This window comes from Streptomyces sp. WAC 06738 (assembly GCF_003945505.1).
In the GTDB taxonomy this organism is placed as follows: domain Bacteria; phylum Actinomycetota; class Actinomycetes; order Streptomycetales; family Streptomycetaceae; genus Streptomyces.
Genome location: NZ_CP029618.1, coordinates 558862 through 583769 on the forward strand (window position 1 = coordinate 558862; position 24908 = coordinate 583769).

Genomic DNA, 24908 nt, shown 5'->3' on the forward strand with positions numbered 1-24908 from the left:
GACAGCGACACCCCGCGCGGAAAGGCTTCGCGATGACCGTGAAAGCGGCACTCAAGTCCCAGGCAGTCGAGACACCCTCCTGGGCGTACGGCAACTCAGGCACACGCTTCAAGGTCTTCGCGCAGCCGGGGGTGCCGCGCACGCCCCAGGAGAAGCTGGACGACGCCGCCCGGGTGCACGAGCACACCGGGGTGGCGCCGTCCGTGGCGCTGCACATCCCGTGGGACCGGGTGGAGGGCGCCGACGGCTACGCGGCGCTCGCGGCGTACGCGAAGGAGCGCGGGCTCAGGCTCGGCGCCATCAACGCCAACGTCTTCCAGGACGACGACTACAAGCTGGGCTCGGTCACCCACCCCGACCCGGCGGTGCGGCGCAAGGCGCTGGCGCACCTGATGGAGTGCGTCGATATCATGGACGCCACCGGCTCGCGGGACCTGAAGCTGTGGTTCTCCGACGGCACCAACTACCCCGGCCAGGACGACCTGCGCGAGCGCCAGGACCGGCTCGCCGAGGCGCTGGCCGCGGTCTACGAGCGGCTGGGCGAGGGGCAGCGGATGCTGCTGGAGTACAAGCTCTTCGAGCCGGCGTTCTACCACATGGACGTGCCGGACTGGGGCACGGCGTACGCGCACTGCCTGCGCCTGGGCGACCGGGCGCAGGTGGTCGTGGACACCGGGCACCACGCGCCGGGCACCAACATCGAGTTCATCGTCGCGGTGCTGCTGCGGGAGGGGAAGCTCGGCGGCTTCGACTTCAACTCCCGCTTCTACGCCGACGACGACCTGATGGTCGGCGCGGCCGACCCGTTCCAGTTGTTCCGCCTCATGTACGAGGTGGTACGCGGCGGGGGGCTCGGCCCCGGCGTCGCCTTCATGCTCGACCAGTGCCACAACATCGAGCCGAAGATCCCCGCGATCATCCGCTCGGTGATGAACGTCCAGGAGGCCACCGCCAAGGCGCTGCTCGTCGACCGCGAGGCGCTGGCCGCCGCGCAGCGCGAGGGCGACGTGCTGGCCGCCAACGCCGTGCTGATGGACGCCTACAACACCGACGTGCGGCCGCTCCTGGCCGAGGTGCGCGAGGAGATGGGGCTCGACCCGGACCCGATGGCCGCGTACCGGCGCTCGGGGTGGGCCGAGCGGATCGTCGCGGAACGGGTCGGCGGCACGCAGGCCGGGTGGGGCGCGTGAGCGGGGTGACCGGCGCGTACGACCCGGTGGCGGACCTGCTGGCGCGGGCGCACAGGCTGGGGGCGGACCCGCGCAACACCAACTACGCGGGCGGCAACGCCTCCGCGAAGGGCACCGCGAAGGACCCGGTGACCGGGGGCGACGTGGAACTGATGTGGGTCAAGGGCTCCGGCGGCGACCTCGGCACGCTCACCGCCGCGGGCCTGGCGGTGCTGCGCCTCGACCGGCTGCGCGCGCTGACCGGCACGTACCCGGGGGTGGACCGCGAGGACGAGATGGTGGGCGCGTTCGACTACTGCCTGCACGGCAGGGGCGGCGCCCCGCCCTCGATCGACACCGCCATGCACGCCCTGGTCGGCGCCGCGCACGTCGACCACCTCCACCCCGACTCCGGCATCGCCCTGGCCTGCGCCGCGGACGGCGAGGAGCTGACCCGGCGGTGCTTCGGCGAGCGCGTGGTGTGGGTGCCGTGGCGGCGGCCCGGCTTCCAGCTGGGCCTGGACATCGCCGCGGTGCACGAGGCGCACCCCGAGGCGATCGGCGTGATCCTCGGCGGCCACGGCATCACGGCGTGGGGGGCGGACTCCGCGGAGTGCGAGCGCAACTCGCTGGAGATCATCCGCACCGCCGAGCGGTTCCTCGCCGAGCAGGGGCGGCCCGAGCCCTTCGGCCCGCTCCTGGAGGGCTACGGGCCGCTGCCGGAGGCCGAACGCCGGGCGCGGGCCGCCGTGCTGGCGCCGGTCGTCCGCGGGCTGGCCTCGGCCGACCGGCCGCAGGTCGGGCACTTCACCGACGGCGAGGCCGTGCTGGACTTCCTGGCGCGCGAGGCCCACCCGCGGCTGGCCGCACTCGGCACCTCCTGCCCGGACCACTTCCTGCGCACCAAGGTCCGGCCGCTCGTCCTCGACCTGCCGCCGGACGCGCCGGCGGCGGAGGCGGTCGCCCGGCTCCGGGAGCTGCACGCGGCGTACCGCGAGGACTACCGCGCCTACTACGAGCGCCACGCCGACCCGGACTCGCCGGCCATGCGCGGCGCCGACCCGGCGATCGTCCTGGTGCCCGGCGTGGGGATGTTCAGCTTCGGCAAGGACAAGCAGACGGCCCGGGTGGCGGGCGAGTTCTACGTCAACGCGATCAACGTGATGCGCGGCGCCGAGGCGGTGTCCACGTACGCCCCCATCGCCGAGGCGGAGAAGTTCCGTATCGAGTACTGGGAGCTGGAGGAGGCCAAGCTGCGCCGCATGCCGCCGCCGAAGCCGCTGGCCACCCGGGTGGCGCTGGTCACGGGCGCGGGCTCGGGCATCGGGCGGGCCATCGCCCGGCGGCTGGCGGCGGAGGGCGCGTGCGTCGTCGTCGCCGACCGGGACGCGGCCGGCGCGGAGGCGGTCGCCACGGAACTGGGCGGTCCCGACAAGGCGGTCGCGGTACCGGTGGACGTCACGGACGAGGAGCGGATCGCGGCGGCGTTCCGGGCCGCGGTGCTCGCGTTCGGCGGCGTGGACCTCGTCGTCAACAACGCCGGGATCTCGGTCTCCAAGCCGCTGGCGGAGACCACCGCGGCGGACTGGGACACCCAGCACGCCATCATGGCGCGCGGCTCGTTCCTCGTCTCCCGCGAGGCGGCGCGGGTGCTGGCCGCCCAGGGCATGGGCGGCGACATCGTCTACATCGCCTCCAAGAACGGCGTGTTCGCCGGTCCGAACAACATCGCGTACGGGGCCGCCAAGGCCGACCAGGCGCACCAGGTGCGGCTGCTGGCCGCGGAGCTGGGCGAGCTGGGCGTACGCGTCAACGGCATCAACCCCGACGGCGTCGTGCGCGGCTCCGGCATCTTCGCCGGCGGCTGGGGCGCCAAGCGGGCGGCGGTGTACGGGGTGCCGGAGGAGAAGCTCGGCGAGTTCTACGCGCAGCGGACGCTGCTGAAGCGCGAGGTGCTGCCGGAGCACGTGGCGAACGCGGTGTTCGCGCTCACGGCGGGCGAGCTGAGCCACACGACCGGGCTGCACATCCCCGTGGACGCGGGCGTCGCCGCCGCGTTCCTGCGGTGAGCGGGGCGTACGGGCCGGGCACGGGCGGCGGCGGGGCCGGCGGGGACTCGCTGCCGTTCGCGGCCGTGGACCTCGGCGCCGCCAGCGGGCGCGTGATGCTCGGCCGGGCCGGCGGCGGCGAGCTGCACATCGAGGAGGTGCACCGGTTCCCCAACCGGCCGGTCCGGCTGGCCGGGACGCTCCACTGGGACGTCCTCGCGCTCTACGCGGGCGTGCTGGAAGGACTGCGCGCGGCCGGCCGGCGTTCCGGGGGCCGGCTCGCCAGCGTGGGCGTCGACTCCTGGGCCGTCGACTACGGCCTGCTCGACGCCTCCGGCGCGCTGATCGGCAACCCGGTGCACTACCGCGACGCCCGCACCGAGGGCATGGCGGCGAAACTGGCCGCGGTACTGCCGGCGGCGGAGCTGTACCGGGCGACGGGCCTGCAGCACCTGCCGTTCAACACCGTCTACCAGCTCCTCGCCGCCCGCGGCACCCCCGCGCTGGCCGCGGCCCGGCGACTGCTGCTCATTCCCGACCTCGTCGCGTACTGGCTGACCGGCGAGGCCGGCACCGAGCTGACCAACGCCTCCACCACGGCGCTGGTCGACCCGCGCACCGGCGCGTTCTCCCGCCGCGTCGCCGAGGCCGCGGGCGTCGACCTCGGGCTCTTCCCGCCGCTGCGCCGCCCCGGCGACCCGGCGGGCGAGTTGCTGCCCGCGGTGCTGGAGGAGACGGGCCTGACCGGGCCGGTGCCGGTGACCGCGGTCGGCTCGCACGACACCGCCTCGGCCGTCGTCGGCGTGCCGGCGCGGGACGCGGACTTCGCGTACATCGCCACCGGCACCTGGTCTCTGGCGGGCGTCGAACTGCCCGCGCCCGTACTCACCGAGGAGAGCCGCGCCGCCAACTTCACCAACGAGCTGGGCGTGGACGGCACCGTCCGCTACCTGCGCAACATCATGGGCCTGTGGCTGCTCCAGGAGTGCCTGCGCGCCTGGGACGCCGAGGGGCACACCTACGAGCTGGACGCCCTGCTCGCCGGCGCCGCCGCGGCGCCCCCGCTGCGCTCGTACGTGGACGCCGGCGACCCGGCGTTCCTCGCCCCGGGCCGGATGCCGGAGCGGATCGCGGCCGCGTGCCGGCGGGCGGGGCGGCCGGAGCCGCGGTCCGCGGCGGAGACCGTGCGCTGCGTGCTGGACTCCCTCGCCCTGGCGCACCGCCGCGCGGTGGCCGACGCGCAGCGGCTCTCGGGGCGTACGGTACGGGTGGTGCACGTGGTCGGCGGCGGCGCGCGCAACGGGCTGCTGTGCCGGCTGACGGCGGACGCCTGCGGGCTGCCGGTGGTCGCGGGTCCGGTGGAGGCGGCGGCCCTCGGCAACGTCCTCGTCCAGGCGCGGGCGGCCGGCGTGATCGACGGGACCCTGCCAGACCTCCGATCTCTGCTTCACAGAACGCAGCCGCTGCGGGAGTATGAACCCGGCGGCGGCGGATCGGCCTGGGAGGAAGCGGAATGCGCGTTGCGCTCTTCGTGACATGTGTCAACGACACGCTCTACCCGCGCACCGGGCGTGCGGTCGTGGCCCTGCTGGAGCGGCTGGGGGTGACGGTCGACTTCCCGCTCGCACAGTCCTGCTGCGGGCAGGCCCAGTTCAACACCGGTTATCCGGGTGAGACCCGGCCGCTCGCCCGTCGCTACGCGGACGTCTTCGCGGACTACGAATACGTGGTCTCGCCGTCCGGCTCGTGCGCGGCGATGGTCCGCGACAACTACCCGCGGATCGGCGAGCCCGCCGCTGCGGCCGTCGCCCCGCGCACGTACGAGCTGACGGAGTTCCTCACCGACGTCCTCGACGTGACCGACGTCGGCGCGTACTACCCACACACGGTCACCTATCATCCGACCTGTCACGGCCTGCGCGTGCTCCGTCTCGGCGACCGGCCGCGGCACCTGCTGGAGCAGGTGAAGGGGCTGACCCTGCACGAGCTGGAGGGCGCGGACGAGTGCTGCGGGTTCGGCGGTACGTTCGCGCTGAAGAACCCCGCGGTCTCGGCGGCGATGGGCGCCGACAAGGCGCGGCACGTGGAGGAGTCGGGCGCGCAGGCGGTGTGCGCGGCGGACAACTCCTGCCTCATGCACATCGGCGGCACGCTGGCGCGCCGCGGCTCGCCGGTACGGCCGGTGCACATCGCGGAGATCCTGGCGAGCACGGAAGGGGACGTGTGGTGAGCGAGACCCGAGCGGCCCGTACGTTCCTGGGCATGCCCCGTACCCGCCCGGCGGCCTTCCCCCAGGCCGCCGCCGCGGCCACCGCAGACGCCACCCTGCGCGCCAACCTCACCCACGCGACGCGCACCATCCGCGGCAAGCGCGCGGCGGCCGTCGCCGAACTCGCCGACTGGGACCGGCTGCGCGCCGCGGGCGCCGCCATCAAGGACGACACGCTGCGCCACCTGGACCGCTATCTGGAGCAGTTGGAGGCGGCGGTGACCGCCGCGGGCGGGCACGTGCACTGGGCCGTCGACGCCGCGGAGGCCAACGCGATCGTCACCCGGCTGGTCCGGGAGACCGGCGCCGACGAGGTCGTCAAGGTCAAGTCGATGGCCACGCAGGAGATCGGGCTCACCGAGGCGCTGGCGGAGGCCGGCATCCGCGCGTACGAGACCGACCTCGCCGAGCTGATCGTGCAGCTCGGCGAGGACCTGCCGTCGCACATCCTGGTCCCCGCCATCCACAAGAACCGCGGCGAGATCCGCGACATCTTCCGCGACCGCATGGCCGACTGGGGCCGCCCCGCGCCCGCCGGGCTCGGCGACCGGCCCGCGGAGCTGGCCGAGGCGGCGCGGCTGCACCTGCGGGAGAAGTTCCTCGACGCCAGGGTCGCCGTCTCCGGCGCGAACTTCATGGTCGCCGAGACCGGCACGATGGTGGTGCTGGAGTCCGAGGGCAACGGCAGGATGTGCCTGACGCTGCCGGAGACGCTCATCTCCGTCGTCGGCATCGAGAAGATCGTGCCGAGCTGGCGGGACCTGGAGGTCTTCCTCCAACTGCTGCCGCGCTCCTCGACCGCCGAGCGGATGAACCCGTACACGAGCACCTGGACCGGCCCCGCCGAGGGAGACGGACCGCGCGACTTCCACCTCGTGCTGCTGGACAACGGACGCACCGACACGCTGTCCGACCAGGTGGGACGCCAGGCGCTGCGGTGCATCAGATGCTCGGCGTGTCTCAACGTCTGCCCGGTCTACGAGCGCGCAGGCGGGCACGCGTACGGCTCCGCCTACCCGGGCCCGATCGGGGCGATCCTCACCCCCCAGCTCCGCGGCACGGCAAGCGCGCTGGACGCCTCGCTGCCGTACGCCTCGACGCTGTGCGGCGCGTGCTACGAGGTGTGCCCGGTCGCCATCGACATCCCCGAGGTGCTCGTGCACCTGCGCACGCGGGTCGCCGAGGGCGGCGCGTACACGGTGCGCGGCACGAAGGCCGTGATCAAGCCGGCGAAGGGACACGCAGCGGAGCGGGCGGCGATGCGCGCGGCGCGCTGGACGATGGATCATCCGCGCGTCTACGGCGCCGCGCTGCGCGCCGCGACCGGCACCCGGCGGCTGCACCCGCGCCGGCTGCCGGGGCCCGGGAAGGCGTGGTCGGCGACGCGGGACCTGCCGCCGGTGCCGAAGGAGTCGTTCCGCGCCTGGTGGCAGCGCACCCGCGGAGCGGGATCGTGACGGGCCGTACCGTACGGGCCGGTCGTGGGACGCGGAGCGGGAGGAGTGCGCGGTGAGCAGCAGCAGGGAGACGATCCTCGCGCGGGTACGGGCCGCGACCCGCGACACCGCGGGCACGCCCGCGCCGGCGGTGCCGCGCGACTACCTGCGCGTGCACGGTGACCGCTCCCCCGCCGAGTCCGCGGACCTGCTCGCGGAGAACCTCGCCGACTACCGGGCCCTCGTGCACCGCACGGACGCCGGGGAGCTTCCGGCGCTGCTGGCGCGGCTGTTCGCCGGGCGCGGCACCCGCACCCTGCTCGTGCCGGACGGGCTGCCGCCCGCCTGGACCGCGGCGGTCGCTGCCACCCGCGTCCGCGACACGGCCGCGAGCACCGCCCGGGACCTGGACGCGGTCGACAGCGTGCTGACGGGCTGCGCGCTGGCCGTCGCGGAGACCGGCACGATCGTGCTGGACTCCGGCGCCGGGCAGGGCAGGCGGCGGATCACCCTCATCCCCGACCACCACGTGTGCGTGGTGCGGGTCCCGGAGCAGGTGGTGGACTCGCTGCCGCAGGCCATGGAGCGGCTGGACCCGGCCCGGCCGCAGACCTGGATCTCGGGCCCCTCGGCGACCAGCGACATCGAGCTGGACCGGGTGGAGGGCGTGCACGGGCCGCGGACGCTGGAGGTCGTGCTGGTGACGGGCTGACATCCCCTCAGTCGCCTCCCGCCACCAGAGTTGTACACCACTGGCAACCCGCCGGGACCCTGTTCCCCTCCCCCGCGGTCGGTTAGCTTCTGCGCCATGCCGAGACCTTCCGCACCGTCCCGCCGTACGCTCCTGACGGGCACCGCCGCAGGCGCGGCCGTTCCCCTGCTCGCCGGCGCCGCGCCGGCCGCCGCGCGCGCCCGCGCGGGCGGGCGCCCCGCCGCGCTGCAGACCGGCGCCGACGCCGCCGCCGCAGAGGGCTGGTCCGTGCTGCGCGGCCGCCGGCTGGGCATCGTCAGCAACCCGACCGGCATCCTCCGCGACACCCGCCACGTCGTCGACTCCATGCACGCCTCCGGCACCCTCGACATCGCCGGTGTCTTCGGCCCGGAACACGGCTTCCGCGGCAGCGCGCAGGCCGGGGAGGCCGAGCCGGAGACCATCGACCCGCGCACCGGGCTGACGGTCTACGACGCGTACGGCGCGAACGCCGCGAAGATGGCCGAGCTGTTCGGCAAGGCGGGCGCGGACACCATCGTGTTCGACATCCAGGACGTCGGCGCACGCTTCTACACGTACATCTGGACCATGTACAACGCGATGGTCGCCGCCCGCGAGACCGGGGCCGCCTTCGTCGTCCTCGACCGCCCCAACCCGATCGGCCGCCGCGCCGACGGCGCGATGATGACCCCGGGCTTCACCTCGGGGGTGGGCCTCAAGCCCATCGTCCAGCAGCACGGCATGACCGTCGGCGAGCTGGCCGGCTACTTCAACGGCGAACTGCTGCCCGACGAGGGCGCGGGCGGCCGGGTGGAGCTGGAGGTCGTACGGGTACGGGGCTGGGACCCCGAGTCGTACGCGCAGGACGGCGACCTGCCCTGGGTGCCGCCCTCCCCGAACATGCCGACCGCCGACACGGCGCTGGCGTACGCGGGCACCTGCTTCTTCGAGGGCACCAACCTCTCCGAGGGCCGCGGCACCACGCGCCCGTTCGAGTGGATCGGCGCGCCCTACCTGGACTACCACTACAGCGACCGGCTCAACGCCCGCGGGCTGCCCGGGGTGGAGTTCCGCGAGGCGTACTTCGTGCCGACGTTCGGCAAGCACGTGGGCGCGACGTGCGCGGGCGTGCAGGTGCACGTCACCGACCGGCGCCGCTACGAGCCGGTGACGGCCGCGGTGGCGATGCTCGTGGAGGCCGCGCGCTACCCGGAGTTCGCCTGGCGGCAGGACAGCTGGGACCCGCAGCGGCCCTTCTGGATCGACAAGCTGTCGGGCTCGCCGCGGATGCGCACGATGATCGACGAGGGCCGGGACGTGGCCGACGTCGTGGCCGCCTGGAAGGACGAGCTGGCCGAATTCACCCGCCGCCGCCGGCGCTACCTGCTCTACCGCTGAGGGACGCCCGGCTCCCGGGGACCCGCCCCGCGGCGGGCCCCGGCGGCCCGCGGAACGGGGGTTAGGATCGCCCGTATGCCCGCACGCTTCAAGGATCTCGCGCTGGACGCCCGGGACCACCAGGCGCTCGCCGACTGGTGGTGCACCGCCCTGGGCTACGCCCGCCGGCAGGACACAGGCGAGGAGTGGCCCGCCGAGTGGCCGGTGCCCATCCACGACCCGGCCGGGCGGGGCCCGCTGATCTGGATCAATCCCGTCCCGGAGGCGAAGACGGTGAAGAACCGGATGCACCTGGACGTCTGGGGTGTGCCGGCGGAGATGGAGGCGCTGGGCGCGACGCTGGTCCGCCGGCGTGACGACGAGATCGACTGGACGGTCATGGCCGACCCCGAGGGCAACGAGTTCTGCGTCTTCGAAGAGGAGCGGTGACGGCCACACTGCGGGCCCGCTACGCGTCGTACGACTGGCAGCCGGTGACCGACGGCATGTCGGGCGCGGGCGTCTGGCGGCTCACCGGGCCGGGCGAGCTGTTCGTGAAGACGGCGGCGGCCGGGGACGGGCACGCAGAGCCCGGGGCCGATCTGCGGCATGAAGCGGCGTGCACCCGGTGGCTGCACGCCCAGGGGCTGCCCGCGCCCGAGGTGCTCGACGCAGGCGCGGCGGACGGGACCACGTGGCTGGTGACGCGGGCGCGGCCCGGGCGGTCCCTGGCCGAGCCGTGGCCGGCGGACCTGCGGGCGGGGGCCGTCGAGGCGCTGGCCCGGTTCACCCGGCGGCTGCACGAACTGCCCGTCGCCGACTGCCCGTTCGTCCGCGACCTGTCGGTGACGGTGCCGCTGGCGGGGGCTGCGGTCGCCGCCGGGCTGGTGGACGAGGAGGACTTCGACGACGGCCGGCGGGGCCGGAGCGCCGCCGGCCTCTTCGCCGAGCTGGAGCGCACCCGCCCCGCCGTCGAGGAGCTCGTCGTCTGCCACGGCGACCTGTGCGCGCCGAACGTGCTGGTCGACCCGGCGACGCTGGAAGTCTCCGGCGTCATCGACCTGGGCCGCCTGGGCGTCGCCGACCGGCACCTGGACCTCGCGCTGGCCGTCCGCAGCTTCTCCGACGAGGACCTCAATCCGCAGCACGGCCCGGCGGCCGCCGAGCTGTTCCTGCGCACGTACCGCGCGGCCGGCGAGGGGGATGTGCGCGTCGACCCGGCGCGGACGGAGTTCTACACCTTGCTCGACGAGTTCTTCTGACGCCCCGTCATCCGCGTCACCGCTCCTCCGGCGCCCCGGTGGGTCCCGGCGGGTCCGGCGGCTCGCCCGCCAGCTCGACGTCGTGCGGCGCCCGCTCCCGCGGCACCGCGAAGACGGCGAGCGCATCGAAGGGCTCCGCGCACTTCCGGTACGAAGTGGTGTCGGCCGGCTCCGCGAACAGCCCGCGCTCCTCGGAACTGCGCAGGTCGGCGGAGCCGGCGCGGGTGCACCCGGTGCGCCACGCGAAGGCGACCAGCGCCTCGGTCGTGAAGTCCCGCCGGCCCGGCCCGCCGGGGCCCCGCGCGCTCTTCGCCGCCGCCGGGTACCGCTGCGCGAAGTCGGCGACGTCCGCGCGCGAGCGCAGCACGGTACGCACCGGCTCGTACCCGTGACCGGATGCGAAGTGCACCAGCTCCGCGCCGGGCACCGGCACGCCCAAGCTCCGCTGCGAGTCCCCCAGCACCGCCCAGACCCCGCTGACCAGCAGCAGCCCGGACACGACGGCGCCGGTGAGGATCAGCCGCGAACCCCGCGGGCCGCGCGGCGCCGGCTCGCGCGGGGCCCCGTCGCGCGGTGTCCGGTCGTGCGCGTGGGTATCGGCCCGTCCTCGTCGCCGCTGGAGAACCACAGCCCCGTCAGCTCCTCGATCGCGGTTCGCGTCTCACCCATACCGACCAGTGTGGCGCCTGCCGCCCGCAACGGACCCCGCCCTTTCCGCCGGGGGCGGGGACGCCACTGGTCAGTAGACTGGCCGGTAGGTAAAGGAGGCGAGCGGAGTGGCCGGTACGCGGGTGGACGGGCGGGTCGAGCGCGGCAATCACACGCGCCGGCTCGTGCTGCGGCGGACGATGGACATCGCCTCGGTGGAGGGCCTGGAGGGCCTGTCGCTGGGCCGGATCGCGAACGAGCTGGGGCTGAGCAAGAGCGGCGTCTTCGCGCTCTTCGGCTCCAAGGAGGAGCTGCAGCTCGCGACGGTGCGGGCCGCGGGCGCCGTGTTCGCCAAGACCGTGGTCGGGCCCGTACAGGACCAGCCGCCGGGAGTCGGCAGGCTGCTGTCGCTCTGCTCCCACTGGCTGCGCTACTCGCGCGAGCGCGTCTTCCCCGGCGGCTGCTTCTTCTACGGCGCGGCGGCCGAGTTCGCCTCCCGCAGCGGCGCCGTGCACGACGCGGTGGCGGCGGCGCACCGCGACTGGGCGGCGTACGTGGAGCGGACCGTCGAGGAGGCCCGCGCCGCCGGGGAGTTGCGGCCGGACACCGGCCCGGGCCGGCTCGCGTTCGAGCTGATCGCGCTCCTGGAGCACGCCAACCTGCTGTCGCTGCTGCACGGCGCGCAGGATGCGTACGACCTGGCCGCCTCCGCCGTCGTGGCGCGGCTGCGCGCGGCGGCCGCGGAGCCGGACTCAGTCCCGGACGCGCTCCCCTGCTGAGACGAACTCCAGCGCCGTGCGCACCACGCCGGGATCCGCGAGGATCCGCCGGTGCCCGAGGCCGCTGGTGCGGTGCTGCCTGACCTGCCCGCCGTAGGCCGCCGCGGTCTTGTCCGCCTGCGCGGCGGCGACCATGCGGTCCTTCTCGTCGTGGACGAGCAGGATCGGCAGGGTGATCCCGGCCGGGCGGTACGTGACGTCGAAGCGCCGCCACAGGTCGTGCTCGCCGGGGAACATGTCGGTCTCGATGCGCCGCCGCAGCGCGGTCTTCACCCGGGGCCCGAGGCCGAGCCCTGCGCAGAACACGTCGACGACGTGGTCGAAGTCGGCGACGCCGGAGATCACCACGAGGCGGTCCGCGGCGGCGGCGCCGCGCAGCGCGAGGAAGGCGGCGGAGCCGCCGAGGGAGTGCGCGACGACGGCCTCGAACCGGCCGTGCTCCTCGTACAGCCGGGCGATGATCTCGCGGTACTCCAGCACGGTGGTGCGGCGCCCTTCCGAGGCGCCGTGGGCGGGGGCGTCGAACGCGACGGGCGTGTAGCCGGCGGCGCGCAGCGCCGCGATGTACGGGGCGAAGTGCGTGGCCCGGGAGCGCCAGCCGTGCACGAGCAGCACGGGCCGCTCGCCGTCGCCCCAGCAGTACGTGACCACGTTCTTGCCGGCCACGGTGAGGCTGCCGGTGAACGCGCCCGCGAGCAGCCGGCGTTCGGCGTCGTCGAAGGCGCGGTCGGAGCGCGGGTGGCGGTAGAGGACGAGGGCGCCGCGGCCCGCGAGGCCCGGGGAGACGGCGGCGGTGGCGTTGAGGACCTTGCCCATGAGCGCGGTGACGACAGGCTTCATGGAGAGAAGATAGCACGACCGTTCGCTCAGTTTTGAGGGCCGTGAACGGAGGGGAGGCGAGCGGCGGGCGGCGTGCGCGCGCCGGCCCCGGCGGACCGCCGGGGCCGGCGCGGCGGCTCAGCCGGCGCGGTAGGCGTCGATGATCGTCTGCTCGATCGCCCGGCCCTCGGCGGCCGTACCGCGCACCCGTACGGACACCTCCTGGCCCGGCCGCGGCCACACCCCCGCCACCAGCGCGGTCAGTTCACCGTCCCGCCCGGGGAGCACCAGCGCCTCGTGCCAGCGCTCGCCGCCGTCGGTGGAGGCCCAGAACCGCACGCTGCCGCGCTCGGTCCTGATCGCGTCCTCCGGGCCCGCGGTGGAGGTGAGCCGCAGGCCGACGGTGAGCGGCCGGTGCGCGGGGACGGCTCCGTCGCGGTCGGTGCGGGGCGCGTAGTCGACGCCCAGCAGCCGTACCCGCTCCTGTCCCACCAGCGGATCCGCGGGACCGCGGGCCGGGAAGGTCCAGCTCGTGCGCGTCTCGCCGCCGATGGGCAGCGCGTCGCGGTCGGGGCGCGAGGTGTGCTCCAGCCGGTACGTGGCGGGTTCGGGCGTGACGGGGAAGTAGCTGGTGCCGGGGCGGGCCGGTATCTCCCTGCCGTCGCGGAAGAGCCGCAGGCTCTCGTTCCCGGCGGTCGCGATGTTCCAGATCGAGCCCTGGTGTTCGCCGTCGCTGAGCGACACCGGCAGGTCGAGCTGGTCACCGTAGTGCAGCCCGGCGATGACCGCCGGGGCCGGGGCGCCGTACCAGACCGGCGCCGCGCTCTCCCCCCGCTCGTACGGCAGCGTCGGCGCGCACAGCCGCGGGAGCGCCGGCTCGGGGCCGAGGACGCAGTGGCGCCACCTGACGTCCGGCCGCGCGGTGACCATCTCGACGCGGCGCTGCGGCACGTCGAGCGGGTACTCGTGGACGAGGGCGGTCTCGATGCCGGCGGGGCGCGCCTCGCGCGATTCGGTGTACGTCTCGGCGCGGCCGTGCAGCGAGCGGTAGTCGGCCTCGACGCGGGCCAGTTGACGCGCCTCGGCGCGGGTGACGCGGTAGCGCGGCGGGTCGGGGATCGTCCTGCCCTGGCCGAGCACCAGTTCGTAGACGTCGGCCTGCCGCCCGCGCGGCCCGCCGTCGGCCTCCAGCCGCCAGCGGGTCGCGAACGCCGAGGTGCCGTGCCGTACCGGCTCGGTGGGCTGGAGGAAGACCCGGCCCTGCTCGATCTCCTCGCCGGTCGCGTAGATCCCCTCGTCCATCCCGCCGGTGCCGGACTCGTCGTGGCGGGCGTAGTGGACGGAGGCGTGCCGCACCCTGGTGTCCGCGCCCTCGACGGTCGCGGGGCGCAGCGGCAGGGCCTTGCGGGCGTCGATGGTGTACGCCATGTCGCCGTCGAGCATGACCTCGGGCGAGCCGGCGAACGCGACGGTGGCGGGTTCGCCGTCCGCGGCGGGGGTCTCCACCTTCGCCAGCATCGACAGCGGCCCCGGCAGCATGCGGGCGGTGGCGCGGCCGTTCTCGTCCAGATGGACGGTGCGGAAGCCGCCGCCGGTCTCGGGGTACGTCTCCTCCATGTTGAGCAGCCACAGGCTGCCGCCCGCCCAGGGCCGGCCGTTCCGGTCGAGGACGGTCAGGTCCACGTCGTGGCGGGGCGGTTCGAGGTAGAAGCTGAGCGGCAGGGTGACGGTGTCGTGCCCGCTCTCGGTGAGGACGACGGCGCCGGAGTAGACGCCGGGCGCGACGCCCTCGGGCGTCAGCGTGACCGTCACCCGCTCGGTGGCGCCGGGTGCGAGGGTCACGGCGGCGGGCGTCACCGTCACGGCGTCGTCGGCGAGGGGGGCGCCGGCGCGCTCGGTGGCGAGGTCGGTGAGGGAGATCGCGCGGGGCTCGGTGCCGTTGTTGGTGAGGGTCACCTCGATCGACGCGGGGCGCTCGCCCTCCGGGTAACGCAGGTAGCCGAAGTCGACGTTGCCGCGGTCGAGTCGGAGGGTCTCGTTCGCGGCGCCCGGCAGGTCGAGGACGCCGGCGCCGGCCGCGTGCGGCCGGGGTGCGGCGGCGTCGCCGTCCGCGGTGGTCATGAGCGCGGTCTTCAGGCGCCGCCAGTCCCAGTCGGGGTGCTTCTCCAGCAGCAGCGCGGCGGCGCCCGCGACGTGCGGGGTGGCCTGCGAGGTGCCGCTCATCTCCGTGTACGGATCGGCGGTGCCGCCGCCCGCGCGGGCGCCGGTGACGGCGACGCCCGGGGCGGCCAGGTCGGGCTTGGAGAGGTACGCGCCGGTCGTCGGCCCGATGCTGGTGAACCGGGGCGTACCGCCGCCGGCGTCCACGGCCCCCACGGTCAGCGCGCTCTCCGCGACTCCCGGGCTGCCGATGGTGCCGGAGTACGGCCCCGAGTTGCCCGCGGCGACGACGAAGAGGGTGCCGGTCTCGGCGGCCAGGGTGTCGAGCGCGCGGGCGACGGGATCGTTCTCGGGGTGCTCGGGCGCGGTGCCGCCGAGGCTGAGGTTGACCACGTCGGCACCCTGCTCGGTGGCCCACTGCATCCCGGCGATGACCCAGGACGCCCGGCCCTGGCCCTCGCCGTCCAGGACCCGGCCGGACAGCAGCCGGGCGCCGTACGCGACGCCCTTGCGGGCGCCGCCGGACGCGGCGCCGCTCCCCGCGACGAGGGAGGCGACGTGGGTGCCGTGGCCGTTGCGGTCCTCCGTGGTGCCCTCGCCGGTGAAGTCGACGGCGCCGGCGACCCTGCCGCGCAGGTCGGGGTGGTCGGCGTCGACACCGGAGTCGAGCACGGCGACGTCCACGCCGGCGCCGCTCAGCCCGGCGTCCCAGACCTCGGGGGCGCCGATCTGGCTGAGGTTGCCGTCGAGTTCCGCGGCCTGAAGGCTGCGGTCCAGCCATACCCGGCGCACCCCGGCCGCGGCCGGGTCCGCGGGCCGGGCGAGGGTCGCGGCGAAGGTGCCGGCGCGCTTCTTGGGCAGCTCGACGGCGACGGCGTCGAGGGCGGGCAGCGGCAGGGCGTCCTCGCGGGCGGCGTCGCCGGCCGCGGCAAGCGGGCGGGGGCCCTGCACGATCAGCGGGAGCGCACGGGTGGAGGCGTCGTCGTAGCCCATCTCGACGAGGGCGGTGACGTTGAAGAGTTCGAGGTCGAGCACCTCGGGGACGAGTCCCGCGGCGTCGTCCGGGACGACGTAGACGTCGTCGCCGTCGCGCAGGGTGGTGAAGGAGCGGCTGCCGGAGCCCGCCCGCGGGGTGACGGAGACGGCGGGGGGACCGTCCGCGGCGAGGGCGTCGAGGGTGACCTCGTCGCCGGTGACGAGGGTGACCGTGGCGGAGGCGGAGGGAGCGGCGCCGCCCGCGGGCGGCGCGGCGAGGGGCGGAGGGCCGGCCGCGGCCGGCGTGGCCGACAGGGCCGGGAGCGTCAGCCCGCCGAGGAGGAGGGCCGTCACGGCGGCGCGGACGTGCGGAGAGAGCCGTCTGGAGGACATGATCCCGGTCTTACCCCGGCGGACCTGCGCGGCGGAACGAATCTTCGTGGCGTCTTGTCGCCACGTCCACAAGTAGCCACCATGGCCGGATGCTTGAGGCCCTGGGGATACCGCCGTACGCCGAGTCCGTCTACCGCGCGCTGCTCGCGGCGCCCGGCCGCACCGTCGCCCAGCTCGCCGGGGAGCTGAGGCGCTCCGAGCGCGCCACCCGGCGCAGCGTCACGGAGCTGGAGGAGGTGGGCCTGGTCAGCCGGCTGCCCGGGCGGCCGGTCCGGCTGCTGGCCACCCGCCCCGACACCGCCGTCGACCTGCTCGTCGCGCGGCGCCGCCGGGAGCTGGGCGAGCTGCAGCGGAACGCGCGGACGCTGGCGGCGACGCTGAGCACGGGCCGGCAGCCGGACGAGCTGCTGGAGATCCTCACCGGCCGGCAGGCCATCGCGGAGCGCTTCGGCCAGCTCGTCCGCGGCTGCGAGCGGGAGCTGCTGGTCTTCGACCGGCCGCCGTACGCGGCGGACGTGACGCCCTCGGAGGAGGGCGTGACGGCGCGGCTGCACGAGCAGGTGGTGGTACGGGGCATCTACGCCCCGGAGTCGCTGGAGTACCCCGGCGCGCTGGCCGCGGCGCGGCGCGCGGCGGCCAACGGCGAGCAGTCGCGGGTCCATCCGCAGGTGCCGATGAAGCTGGCGCTCGCGGACCGCGCGGTGGCGCTGCTGCCGATCGCGCTCGACGACCAGGTGGACAGCGCGTTGGTGATCCGCCCGTGCGCGCTGCTGGACGCGCTGGTGAGCCTCTTCGAGCTGCTGTGGCAGCAGGCCGCGCCGCTGCTGCCGCGACCCGCACAGGACCGTCCTTCATGCTCGGACCTGGGGCTGCTCACGTTGCTGGCGGCAGGAGTCAAGGACGAGGCGATCGCCCGGCAGCTGGGCGTGAGCCCGCGGACGGTCACCCGGCGGGTGGCGGAGCTGCTGGACGAACTCGGCGCCCGTACCCGCTTCCAGGCGGGAATCCTGGCACAGCGCCGCGGCTGGCTTCCCGACCCGGAAGCGCACGGCCGGCGGGAGTAATCACCGCCGCTCGCCGGCGCCTCGCATTACCCCATGGCCATATCGCCGCGTGATGTAAGCGATTTCCGCGACCGAGCCCGGAACCACGATTTCCGGATGACGAACTCGCAGCTCAGCGCGGTGATTTCCGGTTTGGTGAATTCCCGTTTCACCCACCGCCCTGTTTACCTCCCGCTGAACTCGTGTTTACGCTCTGGCGATTCCCCTCCGGCGTACCCGCGACGGAGTCCCCATGGGAGGAAACCGCGAATGAACGGACGAGTGCGCACCATCATGCGGCTCGGCGGGTTAACCACCGCCGTCGTGGCCATTCTGTCGATGTCGGGCGCGGCCGCGGCCGCCGGCGGCCCGGAGCCCACGCCCCCGCCCACGACGCAGATCGTCGGCGGCCAGCCGGCTTCCGAGACGTACTCCTTCATGGCCTCGCTGCAGAGCGCGTCGGGCGGCCACACCTGCGGCGGCAGCCTGGTTCACCCGAGCTGGGTCGTCACCGCCGCGCACTGCGGCACCCCGTACCAGGTGCGGATCGGCACCACCGACCGCACCGCGGGCGGCGAGGTCCGCCGCGTCGTCGAACGCCGCCAGCTCGCCGCCGACATGACCCTGCTGCGGCTCGGCACCCCCTCGACGAAGACGCCCGTGCCCATCGCCGCCTCCGCGCCCGCCGGCTCGGCGACCCGGCTGATCGGCTGGGGCCAGACCTGTCCGACCCGCGGCTGCGGCGCCCCGCCGGCCGGGCTGCGGCAGCTCGACACCACGGTCCTGGCCGACTCGTCCTGCGCGGGCATCCAGGGCGCGTACGAGCTGTGCGTGAACGGCGGCGGCGGCCGGGGCGCGTGCTACGGCGACTCCGGCGGCCCGGCGGTCGTCGGCGGGCCCGGCGACTGGCGGCTCGTCGGCGCCACGAGCCGCGGTACGGCGGGCACGTGCGCCGTCTCGCCCGCGATCTACGGGGACGTGACGTCGGTGAAGTCCCGGATCGACGCCATCGTCGGCGGCGCCTGACCCGGCCGCCACGGCCGGCCGGTCACGAGGCGCGCCGTGGGCGGCCGAAGCGCACCTGGACGCCCGGCGAGTACAGGACGCTGACCGGGTCGCCGGCGGGCGCGGGCAGGCCCGCCGCCGCGACCAGGTTCTCCTCGCACCGCACCAGCTCCGCGCGGTGCAGCGGCCAGCGGGGATGCTCGTTGGGCAGGTAGGCGGTACCGCCGAAGAAGGCGGTGTGCAGCCCCCAGCGCGCGGTGAGGAAGTGCTCCAGCGCGCTCGGCTCGCCGATCCGTGCGCCCGGACGCACGGTCAGGCGGCTGTACGCGCCGCGCGGGCCCGGCCGGCGGCGCGAGCTGGTGTAGACGACCGTGTCACCGGCCCGGCGGACGGCCATCCGCGACCAGACGTACGGAAGCCCGAAGCCGAGCCGGCCCAGCACCACGGGGACCAGCCGGGCGGCGTCCAGCGACCGGAACACGACCCCGCGCCGCCCGCGGCCGTCGACCGAGTACAGGCGCACGTTGGTCTCGGGGAAGGAGCCGAGGTACGGCACCGCGGGCAGCCGCAGCCACCCGACGCGGTGCATCCGGAACGCGACGAGCCCGGCGTACGCGACCCCGTCGTGCGTGTCCGGCACGGTCCCGCGCGGCAGCAGCCGCGCCACCGCGTCCGGCTCGACGGCCCAGTGGACGAACGTCAGGTCCAGCCACTCCTGGGTGAGGAGCGGGAACCGCGGGGCGTGCGGGGCGTCGGGGGTGACGGGCTCGGGCTTCTGCACGGTGCCAGCATCGCAGTGCCGGCGCGGTGCGGCCCGGGTGGGCGCGCCGCGAGCCGGGTCAGCCGAGGTGCCGGGCGAACGTCTCGTGGGCCCGGGTGTCGAAGAGGACGAAGCGCACCTCGTCGAAGGCCCGCTTGTCGACGGCCTCCTGGACGGCGGCCACCGCGATCCGGGCCGCGTCGTCCAGCGGCCAGCCGAACGCGCCGGTGGAGACGGCGGGGAACGCGACCGTGCGGGCGCCCAGTTCGCGGGCGACGGCCAGCGACTCGCGGTAGCAGGAGGCCAGTTGGGCCGAGCGGTCCTCGCTCCGCGTCCACACCGGGCCGACGGTGTGGATCACCCAGCGGGCCGGCAGCAGCCCGGCGGCGGTGGCCACCGCGCGGCCGGCCGGGAGGCCGTCCGGGTAGGCGGAGGCGCGCAGTTCGCGGCACTCCTCGACGATGCTCTTGCCGCCCCTGCGGTGGATGGCGCCGTCGACGCCCCCGCCGCCCAGCAGCGAGGAGTTGGCGGCGTTGACCACCGCGTCGACTTGCTGCTCGGTGATGTCGCCGCGCACGGCCGTGAGCACACCCATGGCGCCACCGTAGTACGGGCACCGGGCCGGCGGCCGGGCGCCCCGGCCCGTACGGCGGCTCAGACGGTGACCGACGCGCCCTCCGCCACCGGCTCGCCCCCCGCGACCGCGCTCGCGTCCGCGTCGAGGTCGCGGCGGACCAGCGCCGCGTACCGGCCGCCGGCGGCCATCAGCTTCTCGTGCGTGCCGAGTTCGGCGATCCGGCCGTCGTGCAGGACCGCGATCTGGTCGGCGTCGCGGATCGTCGAGAGCCGGTGCGCGATGGTGATCGTCGTACGGCCCGCGGCCAGTGCGTCGACCGCCTCCTGCACCGCGCGCTCCGTGCGGGTGTCCAGGGCGCTGGTCGCCTCGTCGAGGACGAGCACCGGCGGGTCGCGCAGGATGGTGCGGGCGAGGGCCAGGCGCTGCTTCTCGCCGCCGGAGAAGCGGTAGCCGCGCTCGCCGACGAGGGTGTCGTAGCCGTCGGGCAGGGCGGCGATGTGGTCGTGGATCTGCGCGGCGCGGGCGGCGGCCTCGATCTCGGCGTCGGTCGCGTCCGGGCGGGCGAAGCGCAGGTTGTCGGCGACGGAGGCGTGGAAGAGGTACGTCTCCTGGGCGACGACGCCGACCGCGCGGGCGAGCGAGTCGAAGTCGAGGTCGCGCACGTCGGTGCCGTCGAGGGTGACCCGGCCGCCGGTGACGTCGTACAGCCGCGGCACCAGGTAGCCCAGGGTGGACTTGCCGGCGCCCGTGGGGCCGACGATCGCCAGGCTGCTGCCGGCGGGCACGGTGAGCTCGACGTCGCGCAGCGTCGGCTGTCCCGCCTCGTACGCGAAGTCGACCTTCTCGAAGCGCACCTCGCCGCGGGGCTTCGCCAGCCGCACCGGGTGCTCGGGCTCGGCGATGTCGACGGGCAGGTCGAGGTACTCGAAGATGCGCTGGAAGAGGGCGAGCGAGGTCTGCATCTGCACGCCGGTCGAGAGCAGGCTGACGGTGGGCCGGAAGAGGCCCTGCTGGAGCGAGACGAAGGCGACGACGGTGCCGATGGACACGGCCTGCCCGCCGGTGCCGGAGGCCAGGCCCGCGGTCCAGTAGATGACCGCCGGCATGGCGGCCATGACGACGCCGATGGTGGCCATCCGCCAGCGGCCCGCCATGTTGGCCCGTACCTCCAGGTCCACCAGGCTCTCCGACTCGTCGGCGAAGCCGCGGGTGAGGCTGTCGGAGCGGCCCATGGTGCGGCCGAGCATGATGCCGCTCACCGACAGCGACTCGGTCACGCCCGCGGCCATGGCGGCCATCTGCTTCTGCCGCTGCGAGGTGATCTTCTTGCGCTCGCGGCCGACGCGGCGGGCGATCCAGACGAAGAGCGGCAGCAGGAGCAGCGAGACGACGGTCAGCCGCCAGTCGAGCGCGAGCATGGCGACGACGGTGGCGACGACGCTGGTGAGGTTGGAGACCAGCGAGGTCGCGGTGGTGGTGACGGTGGCCTGCATGCCGCCGATGTCGTTGGCGATGCGGGATTGCACCTCGCCGGTGCGGGTGCGGGTGAAGAACGCCAGCGGCATGCGCTGCAACTGGGCGTAGACGGCGGTGCGCAGGTCGTGCATGACGCGCTGGCCGACGGTGGTGGAGATGAGTGTCTGGAGCACGCCGAAGACGCCGCCGAGCACCGCGACGCCGACCATGCCGAGCGCGAGCAGGCTGAGCAGCCCGGTGCGGCCCTCGGGCAGTGCGGTGTCGACGACCTCGCGGAGCAGGAACGGCGAGGCGACCGAGACCAGCGAGGACGCGGCCACCAGCAGCCCGACCACGGCGAGGCGGCCGCGGTACGGACGGAAGAGCGCGAGGATCCGGCGCACCTGGGCGGGCTGCTCCGGATCGGAGGGCGGGGGTGACCACCCGTCGAGTGGATCGTGCGGCATGGGCCTCCTAGAAGAGTGTGACGACCTTATAGGAGGGTAGCTCATTGTTACCTATATGCACAATGAATATGCTCCTGCTACCCTCGGAGCGTGTCCCAGTCGCCCCCGCCCCCCGCAGACGTGACCGGCCAGTTGGCGGAGCAGCTCCTGCTGCTCACCCGCCGGATCCACTACGCGCAGAAGCACCACTTCAAGCCGCTGGGCATCACGCCCGCCCAGTCCCGGCTGCTGCGCACCCTGGAGCGCCACGAGGAGCCGCCGCGGATGGCCGACCTCGCCGAGCGCCTGGGCGTCGTCCCCCGCGCGGTCACCACGCACGTCGACGCGCTGGAGGCGGGCGGCCTGGTCCGGCGCGTGCCCGACCCGGCCAACCGGCGGGTGATCCGGATCGAGACCACCGCGGCCGGGCGCACGGCGCTCGCCGAGCTGCACCGGGCCCGCCTGGCCGCCGCCGCGGACGTGCTGGAGCCGCTGTCGGAACAGCAGCGTGAAAAACTGCTCGGGCTCATCGCCCCCCTGGTCGACCCGCACGGCCACCCCTGCTGAGGAGTCCGTTCCATGCCGCTGCTCCAGCCCAAGCCCTCGGCCCTGCGCCCCGGCCGCGGAGCGGCGGCGCCCGCGCCCGACCGGGTCGCCGACGACCTCGCCGCGGGCACGCCGGAGCCGCTGCGCGGGGAGCTGACGGCGCTGCTGGGCGCGGAGAAGGTGCTGACGGGCGCCTCGGACCTGGTGCGGTACGCCTCGGACGCCAGCCCGTACCGGTTCGTGCCGCGGGCGGTGGCCGTCGCCGAGACGGTCGCGGACGTCTCGGCGCTCTTCCGGTTCGCCCACGAGCACGGCCGGAAGCTGGTCTTCCGGGCGGCGGGCACATCGCTGAACGGCCAGGCGCAGGGCGAGGACATCCTCGTCGACGTCCGCCGCCACTGGGCGGGCGTCGAGGTGCTCGACGACGCCGCGGCGCGCGCCCGCATCGGCCCCGGCACCACCGTCGTACGGGCCAACGCCACCCTCGCCAGGCACGGCCGCGTCCTCGGCCCCGACCCGGCCAGCGCCATCGCCTGCACCCTCGGCGGCGTCGTCGCCAACAACGCCTCGGGCATGACGGCGGGCACCACGCGCAACTCGTACCGCACGCTCGCCTCGCTGACCTTCGTGCTGCCCTCCGGCACCGTCGTGGACACCGCCGCGCCCGACGCCGACGAACGCCTGGCCGCCGCCGAGCCGGAGCTGTGCAGCGGGCTGCTCGCGCTCAAGGCCGAGATCGAGGCGGACGCGGAGCTGACCGCCCGCATCCGCGCCAAGTACGAGATCAAGAACACCAACGGCTACCGGCTCGACGCCTTCCTCGACGGCGCCACCCCCGTGCGGATACTGCGCGGGCTGATGGTCGGCTCCGAGGGCACGCTCGGCTTCATCGCCGACACCGTCTTCGACACGCTGCCGCTGGACCGGCACACCTCCACGGCGCTGCTGTTCTTCCCCACCCTCCAGGCCGCCGCGGCCGCGGTGCCGGCGTTCAACGCCGCCGGAGCGCGGGCCGTGGAGCTGATGGACGGCAACACGCTGCGCGCCTCGGTGAGCGTCGCCGGGGTGCCCGCCGACTGGGCGGAGCTGCCGAAGGAGACGGCGGCGCTGCTGGTGGAGTTCCGGGCGCCGGACGAGGCGGCGCGGGAGGCGTACGAGGAGGCGGCGGCCGGGGTGCTGGCGGGGCTCGACCTCGTGGCGCCGGTCGGGTCCGTGGCGGCCGAGGGCAACGCGTTCACCCGCGACCCGGGCCGCATCGGCGGCTACTGGAAGGCGCGCAAGGCGTTCGTCACCGCCGTCGGCGGCTCCCGCCCGGCCGGTACGACCCTCATCACCGAGGACTTCGCCGTCCCGCCCGGCCGGCTGGCCGAAGCCTGCGAGGCGCTGCTCGGACTCCAGGCGCGGCACGGCTTCGACGCCGCCGTCGCCGGCCACGCCGCCCACGGCAACCTGCACTTCCTCCTCGCCTTCGACGCCGCGGAGCCCGCCGACGTCGAGCGGTACGCGGCCTTCATGGACGACTTCTGCCGGCTGACCGTCGAGCGCTTCGACGGCTCGCTGAAGGCCGAGCACGCCACCGGCCGCAACATCGCCCCGTTCCTCGCGCTGGAGTGGGGCGAGCGGGCCACCGGGCTGATGTGGCGGATCAAGGAGCTGATCGACCCGCACGGCATCCTCGCCCCGCGGGTGCTGCTCGACCGCGACCCGCAGGCGCACCTGCGCGGGCTGAAGACCATCCCGCGGATCGAGGACGTCGCCGACCCGTGCATCGAGTGCGGCTTCTGCGAACCCACCTGCCCCAGCGGCGACCTGACCACCACCCCGCGGCAACGCATCGTGCTGCGCCGGGAGATGCTGCGCCAGCCGCCGGACGCGCCGGTCACCGGCAGCCTTCTCCAGGCGTACGGGTACGACGCCGTCGACACCTGCGCCGGCGACTCCACGTGCGCCCTGGACTGCCCCGTCGGCATCGACACCGGGCAGATGATGAAGGACTTCCGGCATACCCGGCACTCCGCCCGCGAGGAGCGCGCCGCCGCCGGCACCGCCCGCCGCTTCCGCCAGGTCGAACGGGCCGCCCGGCTGGCCGTCGCCGTCGCGCACCGGCTCGGCGACCGGGTGCCGGGCGCGGCGACCCGGCTCGCGCGCCGCGCGGTGCGCCCCGACCTCGTACCCGAGTGGCTGCCGGAGATCCCCGCTCCGGCCGCGCGCCGGCTGCCCGGCACCGCCCGCGAGGGCGCCGCCGCCGTCTACTTCCCGGCGTGCGTCAACCGCATCTTCGGCGGCCCGGACGACGCGCGCGGACCGAACCTCGCGGAGGCCGTCGTCGCCGTCTCCGCCCGCGCCGGGCGGCCCGTGTGGATCCCCGGCGACGTCACCGGCACCTGCTGCTCCACCATCTGGCACTCCAAGGGCTACGACGACGGCACCCGGCTGATGGCCAACCGCATCGTCGAGGCCGCCTGGCGGTGGACCGACGGCGCCCGGCTGCCGGTCGTCGTCGACGCCTCGTCCTGCACCCTGGGCCTCGCGCACGAGGTGGTGCCGTATCTGACGGAGGCGAGCCGCAAGCTGCACGCGCAGCTCACCGTCGTGGACTCGCTCGACTGGGCCGCCGACGAGCTGCTGCCCCATCTGACGGTCGAGCGCAAGACCGCCTCCGCCGTGGTCCACCCGACCTGCTCGATGCGCCACCTGGGCAATACCGGCCGGCTCACCGCGCTGGCCGAGGCGGTCGCGGAGGAGGTCGTCGTGCCGGACGACGCGGCCTGCTGCGCCTTCGCCGGCGACCGCGGCCTGCTGCACAAGGAGCTGACCGCGTCCGCGACCGCGCGCGAGGCCGCGGAGGTCACCGCCCGGGAGTACGACGCGCACCTGTCGGCGAACCGGATGTGCGAGATCGGCATGGACCGGGCCACCGGCCGCTCGTACCGCTCCGTACTGCTGGAGCTGGAGCGCGCCACCCGCCCCGCGGGGGTCCGGGGGCGCCGCGGATAAGTCCATCCGGCCCGGGCGGTAAGTCCAACTCC

At 75.0% G+C, this 24908-nt stretch carries 21 protein-coding genes; 14 read left to right on the forward strand and 7 right to left on the reverse strand.

The window, feature by feature from the left end; genetic code table 11:
• Positions 1–32: 32 nt before the first annotated feature.
• The 9 genes from rhaI (at position 33) to DMB38_RS02230 (ending at position 10273) form a co-directional block, all read left to right on the forward strand.
• Positions 33–1190 carry an L-rhamnose isomerase gene (rhaI, locus tag DMB38_RS02190; RefSeq protein WP_125933709.1) on the forward strand — a complete coding sequence of 386 codons (1158 nt, stop codon included), beginning with the start codon at positions 33–35 and terminating at the stop codon, positions 1188–1190.
• Positions 1178–3238: a bifunctional aldolase/short-chain dehydrogenase gene (locus DMB38_RS02195; RefSeq protein WP_125933710.1), complete on the forward strand. Its 2061-nt coding sequence runs from the start codon at positions 1178–1180 to the stop codon at positions 3236–3238. The genes rhaI and DMB38_RS02195 overlap by 13 nt, the downstream gene beginning before the upstream one ends.
• Complete coding sequence (locus tag DMB38_RS02200; RefSeq protein WP_125933711.1) at positions 3235–4752, forward strand: rhamnulokinase family protein; 1518 nt, start codon at positions 3235–3237, stop codon at positions 4750–4752. Before DMB38_RS02195 ends, DMB38_RS02200 begins: the two co-directional genes overlap by 4 nt.
• Positions 4731–5447: a (Fe-S)-binding protein gene (locus DMB38_RS02205; protein WP_125933712.1), complete on the forward strand. Its 717-nt coding sequence runs from the start codon at positions 4731–4733 to the stop codon at positions 5445–5447. The genes DMB38_RS02200 and DMB38_RS02205 overlap by 22 nt, the downstream gene beginning before the upstream one ends.
• A 32-nt stretch (positions 5448–5479) precedes the next feature.
• A complete protein-coding gene (locus DMB38_RS02210) occupies positions 5480–6943 on the forward strand; it encodes a lactate utilization protein B (protein ID WP_125938761.1) in 1464 nt (487 codons plus the stop codon).
• Positions 6944–7016: 73 nt separating this feature from the next.
• Positions 7017–7634: an LUD domain-containing protein gene (locus tag DMB38_RS02215; RefSeq protein WP_240662663.1), complete on the forward strand. Its 618-nt coding sequence runs from the start codon at positions 7017–7019 to the stop codon at positions 7632–7634.
• Positions 7635–7730: 96 nt separating this feature from the next.
• Positions 7731–9032 (forward strand): DUF1343 domain-containing protein, encoded by a 1302-nt coding sequence (locus tag DMB38_RS02220; protein ID WP_125933714.1) that lies wholly within the window; start codon positions 7731–7733, stop codon positions 9030–9032.
• A 75-nt stretch (positions 9033–9107) separates the two neighbouring features.
• Entirely contained in the window at positions 9108–9461 is a 354-nt protein-coding gene (locus DMB38_RS02225; RefSeq protein ID WP_125933715.1) for a VOC family protein, read from the forward strand.
• Positions 9458–10273: an APH(3') family aminoglycoside O-phosphotransferase gene (locus DMB38_RS02230; protein ID WP_125933716.1), complete on the forward strand. Its 816-nt coding sequence runs from the start codon at positions 9458–9460 to the stop codon at positions 10271–10273. The genes DMB38_RS02225 and DMB38_RS02230 overlap by 4 nt, the downstream gene beginning before the upstream one ends.
• A 16-nt stretch (positions 10274–10289) precedes the next feature.
• On the opposite strand, the gene DMB38_RS02235 is transcribed toward DMB38_RS02230, so the two are convergent.
• A complete protein-coding gene (locus DMB38_RS02235; protein ID WP_240661922.1) occupies positions 10290–10772 on the reverse strand; it encodes a hypothetical protein in 483 nt (160 codons plus the stop codon).
• Positions 10773–10789: 17 nt separating this feature from the next.
• A complete protein-coding gene (locus tag DMB38_RS36575; RefSeq protein WP_240661924.1) occupies positions 10790–10942 on the reverse strand; it encodes a hypothetical protein in 153 nt (50 codons plus the stop codon).
• Between the two features lie 107 nt (positions 10943–11049).
• Between DMB38_RS36575 and DMB38_RS02240 the strand changes: the two genes are divergently transcribed.
• Positions 11050–11700 (forward strand): TetR/AcrR family transcriptional regulator, encoded by a 651-nt coding sequence (locus DMB38_RS02240; RefSeq protein ID WP_125933718.1) that lies wholly within the window; start codon positions 11050–11052, stop codon positions 11698–11700.
• On the opposite strand, the gene DMB38_RS02245 is transcribed toward DMB38_RS02240, so the two are convergent.
• Together DMB38_RS02245 and DMB38_RS02250 are read right to left on the reverse strand one after the other, a co-directional pair.
• The gene (locus DMB38_RS02245) at positions 11674–12540 is read right to left on the reverse strand and encodes an alpha/beta hydrolase (RefSeq protein WP_125933719.1); all 867 of its coding nucleotides are present in this window, start codon (positions 12538–12540) and stop codon (positions 11674–11676) included. The two genes, DMB38_RS02240 and DMB38_RS02245, sit on opposite strands and share 27 nt — an antisense overlap.
• Before the next feature lie 117 nt (positions 12541–12657).
• Positions 12658–16047, reverse strand: coding sequence for a S8 family serine peptidase (locus DMB38_RS02250; RefSeq protein WP_125933720.1), 3390 nt, complete (start codon positions 16045–16047; stop codon positions 12658–12660).
• An 89-nt stretch (positions 16048–16136) separates the two neighbouring features.
• Between DMB38_RS02250 and DMB38_RS02255 the strand changes: the two genes are divergently transcribed.
• Both DMB38_RS02255 and DMB38_RS02260 read left to right on the forward strand, forming a co-directional pair.
• A complete protein-coding gene (locus DMB38_RS02255; protein ID WP_125933721.1) occupies positions 16137–17111 on the forward strand; it encodes a helix-turn-helix domain-containing protein in 975 nt (324 codons plus the stop codon).
• 249 nt (positions 17112–17360) lie between these two features.
• Entirely contained in the window at positions 17361–18116 is a 756-nt protein-coding gene (locus DMB38_RS02260; RefSeq protein WP_240661926.1) for a trypsin-like serine protease, read from the forward strand.
• Between the two features lie 22 nt (positions 18117–18138).
• Here the strand turns inward: DMB38_RS02260 and DMB38_RS02265 are convergent, their stop codons facing one another.
• From DMB38_RS02265 to DMB38_RS02275, 3 genes are read right to left on the reverse strand one after another with little or no spacing between them, the layout of a single operon-like run.
• On the reverse strand, positions 18139–18876 hold the full coding sequence (locus DMB38_RS02265; RefSeq protein ID WP_125933722.1) for a DUF2071 domain-containing protein: 738 nt from the start codon (positions 18874–18876) through the stop codon (positions 18139–18141).
• A 58-nt stretch (positions 18877–18934) separates the two neighbouring features.
• Positions 18935–19450: an O-acetyl-ADP-ribose deacetylase gene (locus DMB38_RS02270; protein ID WP_125933723.1), complete on the reverse strand. Its 516-nt coding sequence runs from the start codon at positions 19448–19450 to the stop codon at positions 18935–18937.
• Positions 19451–19509: 59 nt separating this feature from the next.
• On the reverse strand, positions 19510–21354 hold the full coding sequence (locus DMB38_RS02275) for an ABC transporter ATP-binding protein (protein ID WP_125933724.1): 1845 nt from the start codon (positions 21352–21354) through the stop codon (positions 19510–19512).
• A gap of 90 nt (positions 21355–21444) precedes the next feature.
• On the opposite strand from DMB38_RS02275, the gene DMB38_RS02280 reads away from it, so the two are divergent.
• Together DMB38_RS02280 and DMB38_RS02285 are read left to right on the forward strand one after the other, a co-directional pair.
• Positions 21445–21900: a MarR family transcriptional regulator gene (locus DMB38_RS02280; RefSeq protein ID WP_125933725.1), complete on the forward strand. Its 456-nt coding sequence runs from the start codon at positions 21445–21447 to the stop codon at positions 21898–21900.
• A gap of 12 nt (positions 21901–21912) precedes the next feature.
• On the forward strand, positions 21913–24876 hold the full coding sequence (locus DMB38_RS02285) for an FAD-binding and (Fe-S)-binding domain-containing protein (protein ID WP_125933726.1): 2964 nt from the start codon (positions 21913–21915) through the stop codon (positions 24874–24876).
• Positions 24877–24908: the final 32 nt, after the last annotated feature.

Excerpts from the sequence above, each read along its gene's own strand:
- rhaI (WP_125933709.1), top strand. The coding sequence starts at position 33 with ATGACCGTGAAAGCGGCACTCAAGTCCCAGGCAGTCGAGACACCCTCC.
- DMB38_RS02205 (WP_125933712.1), top strand. The coding sequence starts at position 4,731 with ATGCGCGTTGCGCTCTTCGTGACATGTGTCAACGACACGCTCTACCCG.
- DMB38_RS02210 (WP_125938761.1), top strand. The coding sequence starts at position 5,480 with ATGCCCCGTACCCGCCCGGCGGCCTTCCCCCAGGCCGCCGCCGCGGCC.
- DMB38_RS02220 (WP_125933714.1), top strand. The coding sequence starts at position 7,731 with ATGCCGAGACCTTCCGCACCGTCCCGCCGTACGCTCCTGACGGGCACC.
- DMB38_RS02225 (WP_125933715.1), top strand. The coding sequence starts at position 9,108 with ATGCCCGCACGCTTCAAGGATCTCGCGCTGGACGCCCGGGACCACCAG.
- DMB38_RS36575 (WP_240661924.1), bottom strand. The coding sequence starts at position 10,942 with ATGGGTGAGACGCGAACCGCGATCGAGGAGCTGACGGGGCTGTGGTTC.
- DMB38_RS02245 (WP_125933719.1), bottom strand. The coding sequence starts at position 12,540 with ATGAAGCCTGTCGTCACCGCGCTCATGGGCAAGGTCCTCAACGCCACC.
- DMB38_RS02250 (WP_125933720.1), bottom strand. The coding sequence starts at position 16,047 with ATGTCCTCCAGACGGCTCTCTCCGCACGTCCGCGCCGCCGTGACGGCC.
- DMB38_RS02255 (WP_125933721.1), top strand. The coding sequence starts at position 16,137 with ATGCTTGAGGCCCTGGGGATACCGCCGTACGCCGAGTCCGTCTACCGC.
- DMB38_RS02260 (WP_240661926.1), top strand. The coding sequence starts at position 17,361 with ATGAACGGACGAGTGCGCACCATCATGCGGCTCGGCGGGTTAACCACC.
- DMB38_RS02270 (WP_125933723.1), bottom strand. The coding sequence starts at position 19,450 with ATGGGTGTGCTCACGGCCGTGCGCGGCGACATCACCGAGCAGCAAGTC.
- DMB38_RS02275 (WP_125933724.1), bottom strand. The coding sequence starts at position 21,354 with ATGCCGCACGATCCACTCGACGGGTGGTCACCCCCGCCCTCCGATCCG.
- DMB38_RS02285 (WP_125933726.1), top strand. The coding sequence starts at position 21,913 with ATGCCGCTGCTCCAGCCCAAGCCCTCGGCCCTGCGCCCCGGCCGCGGA.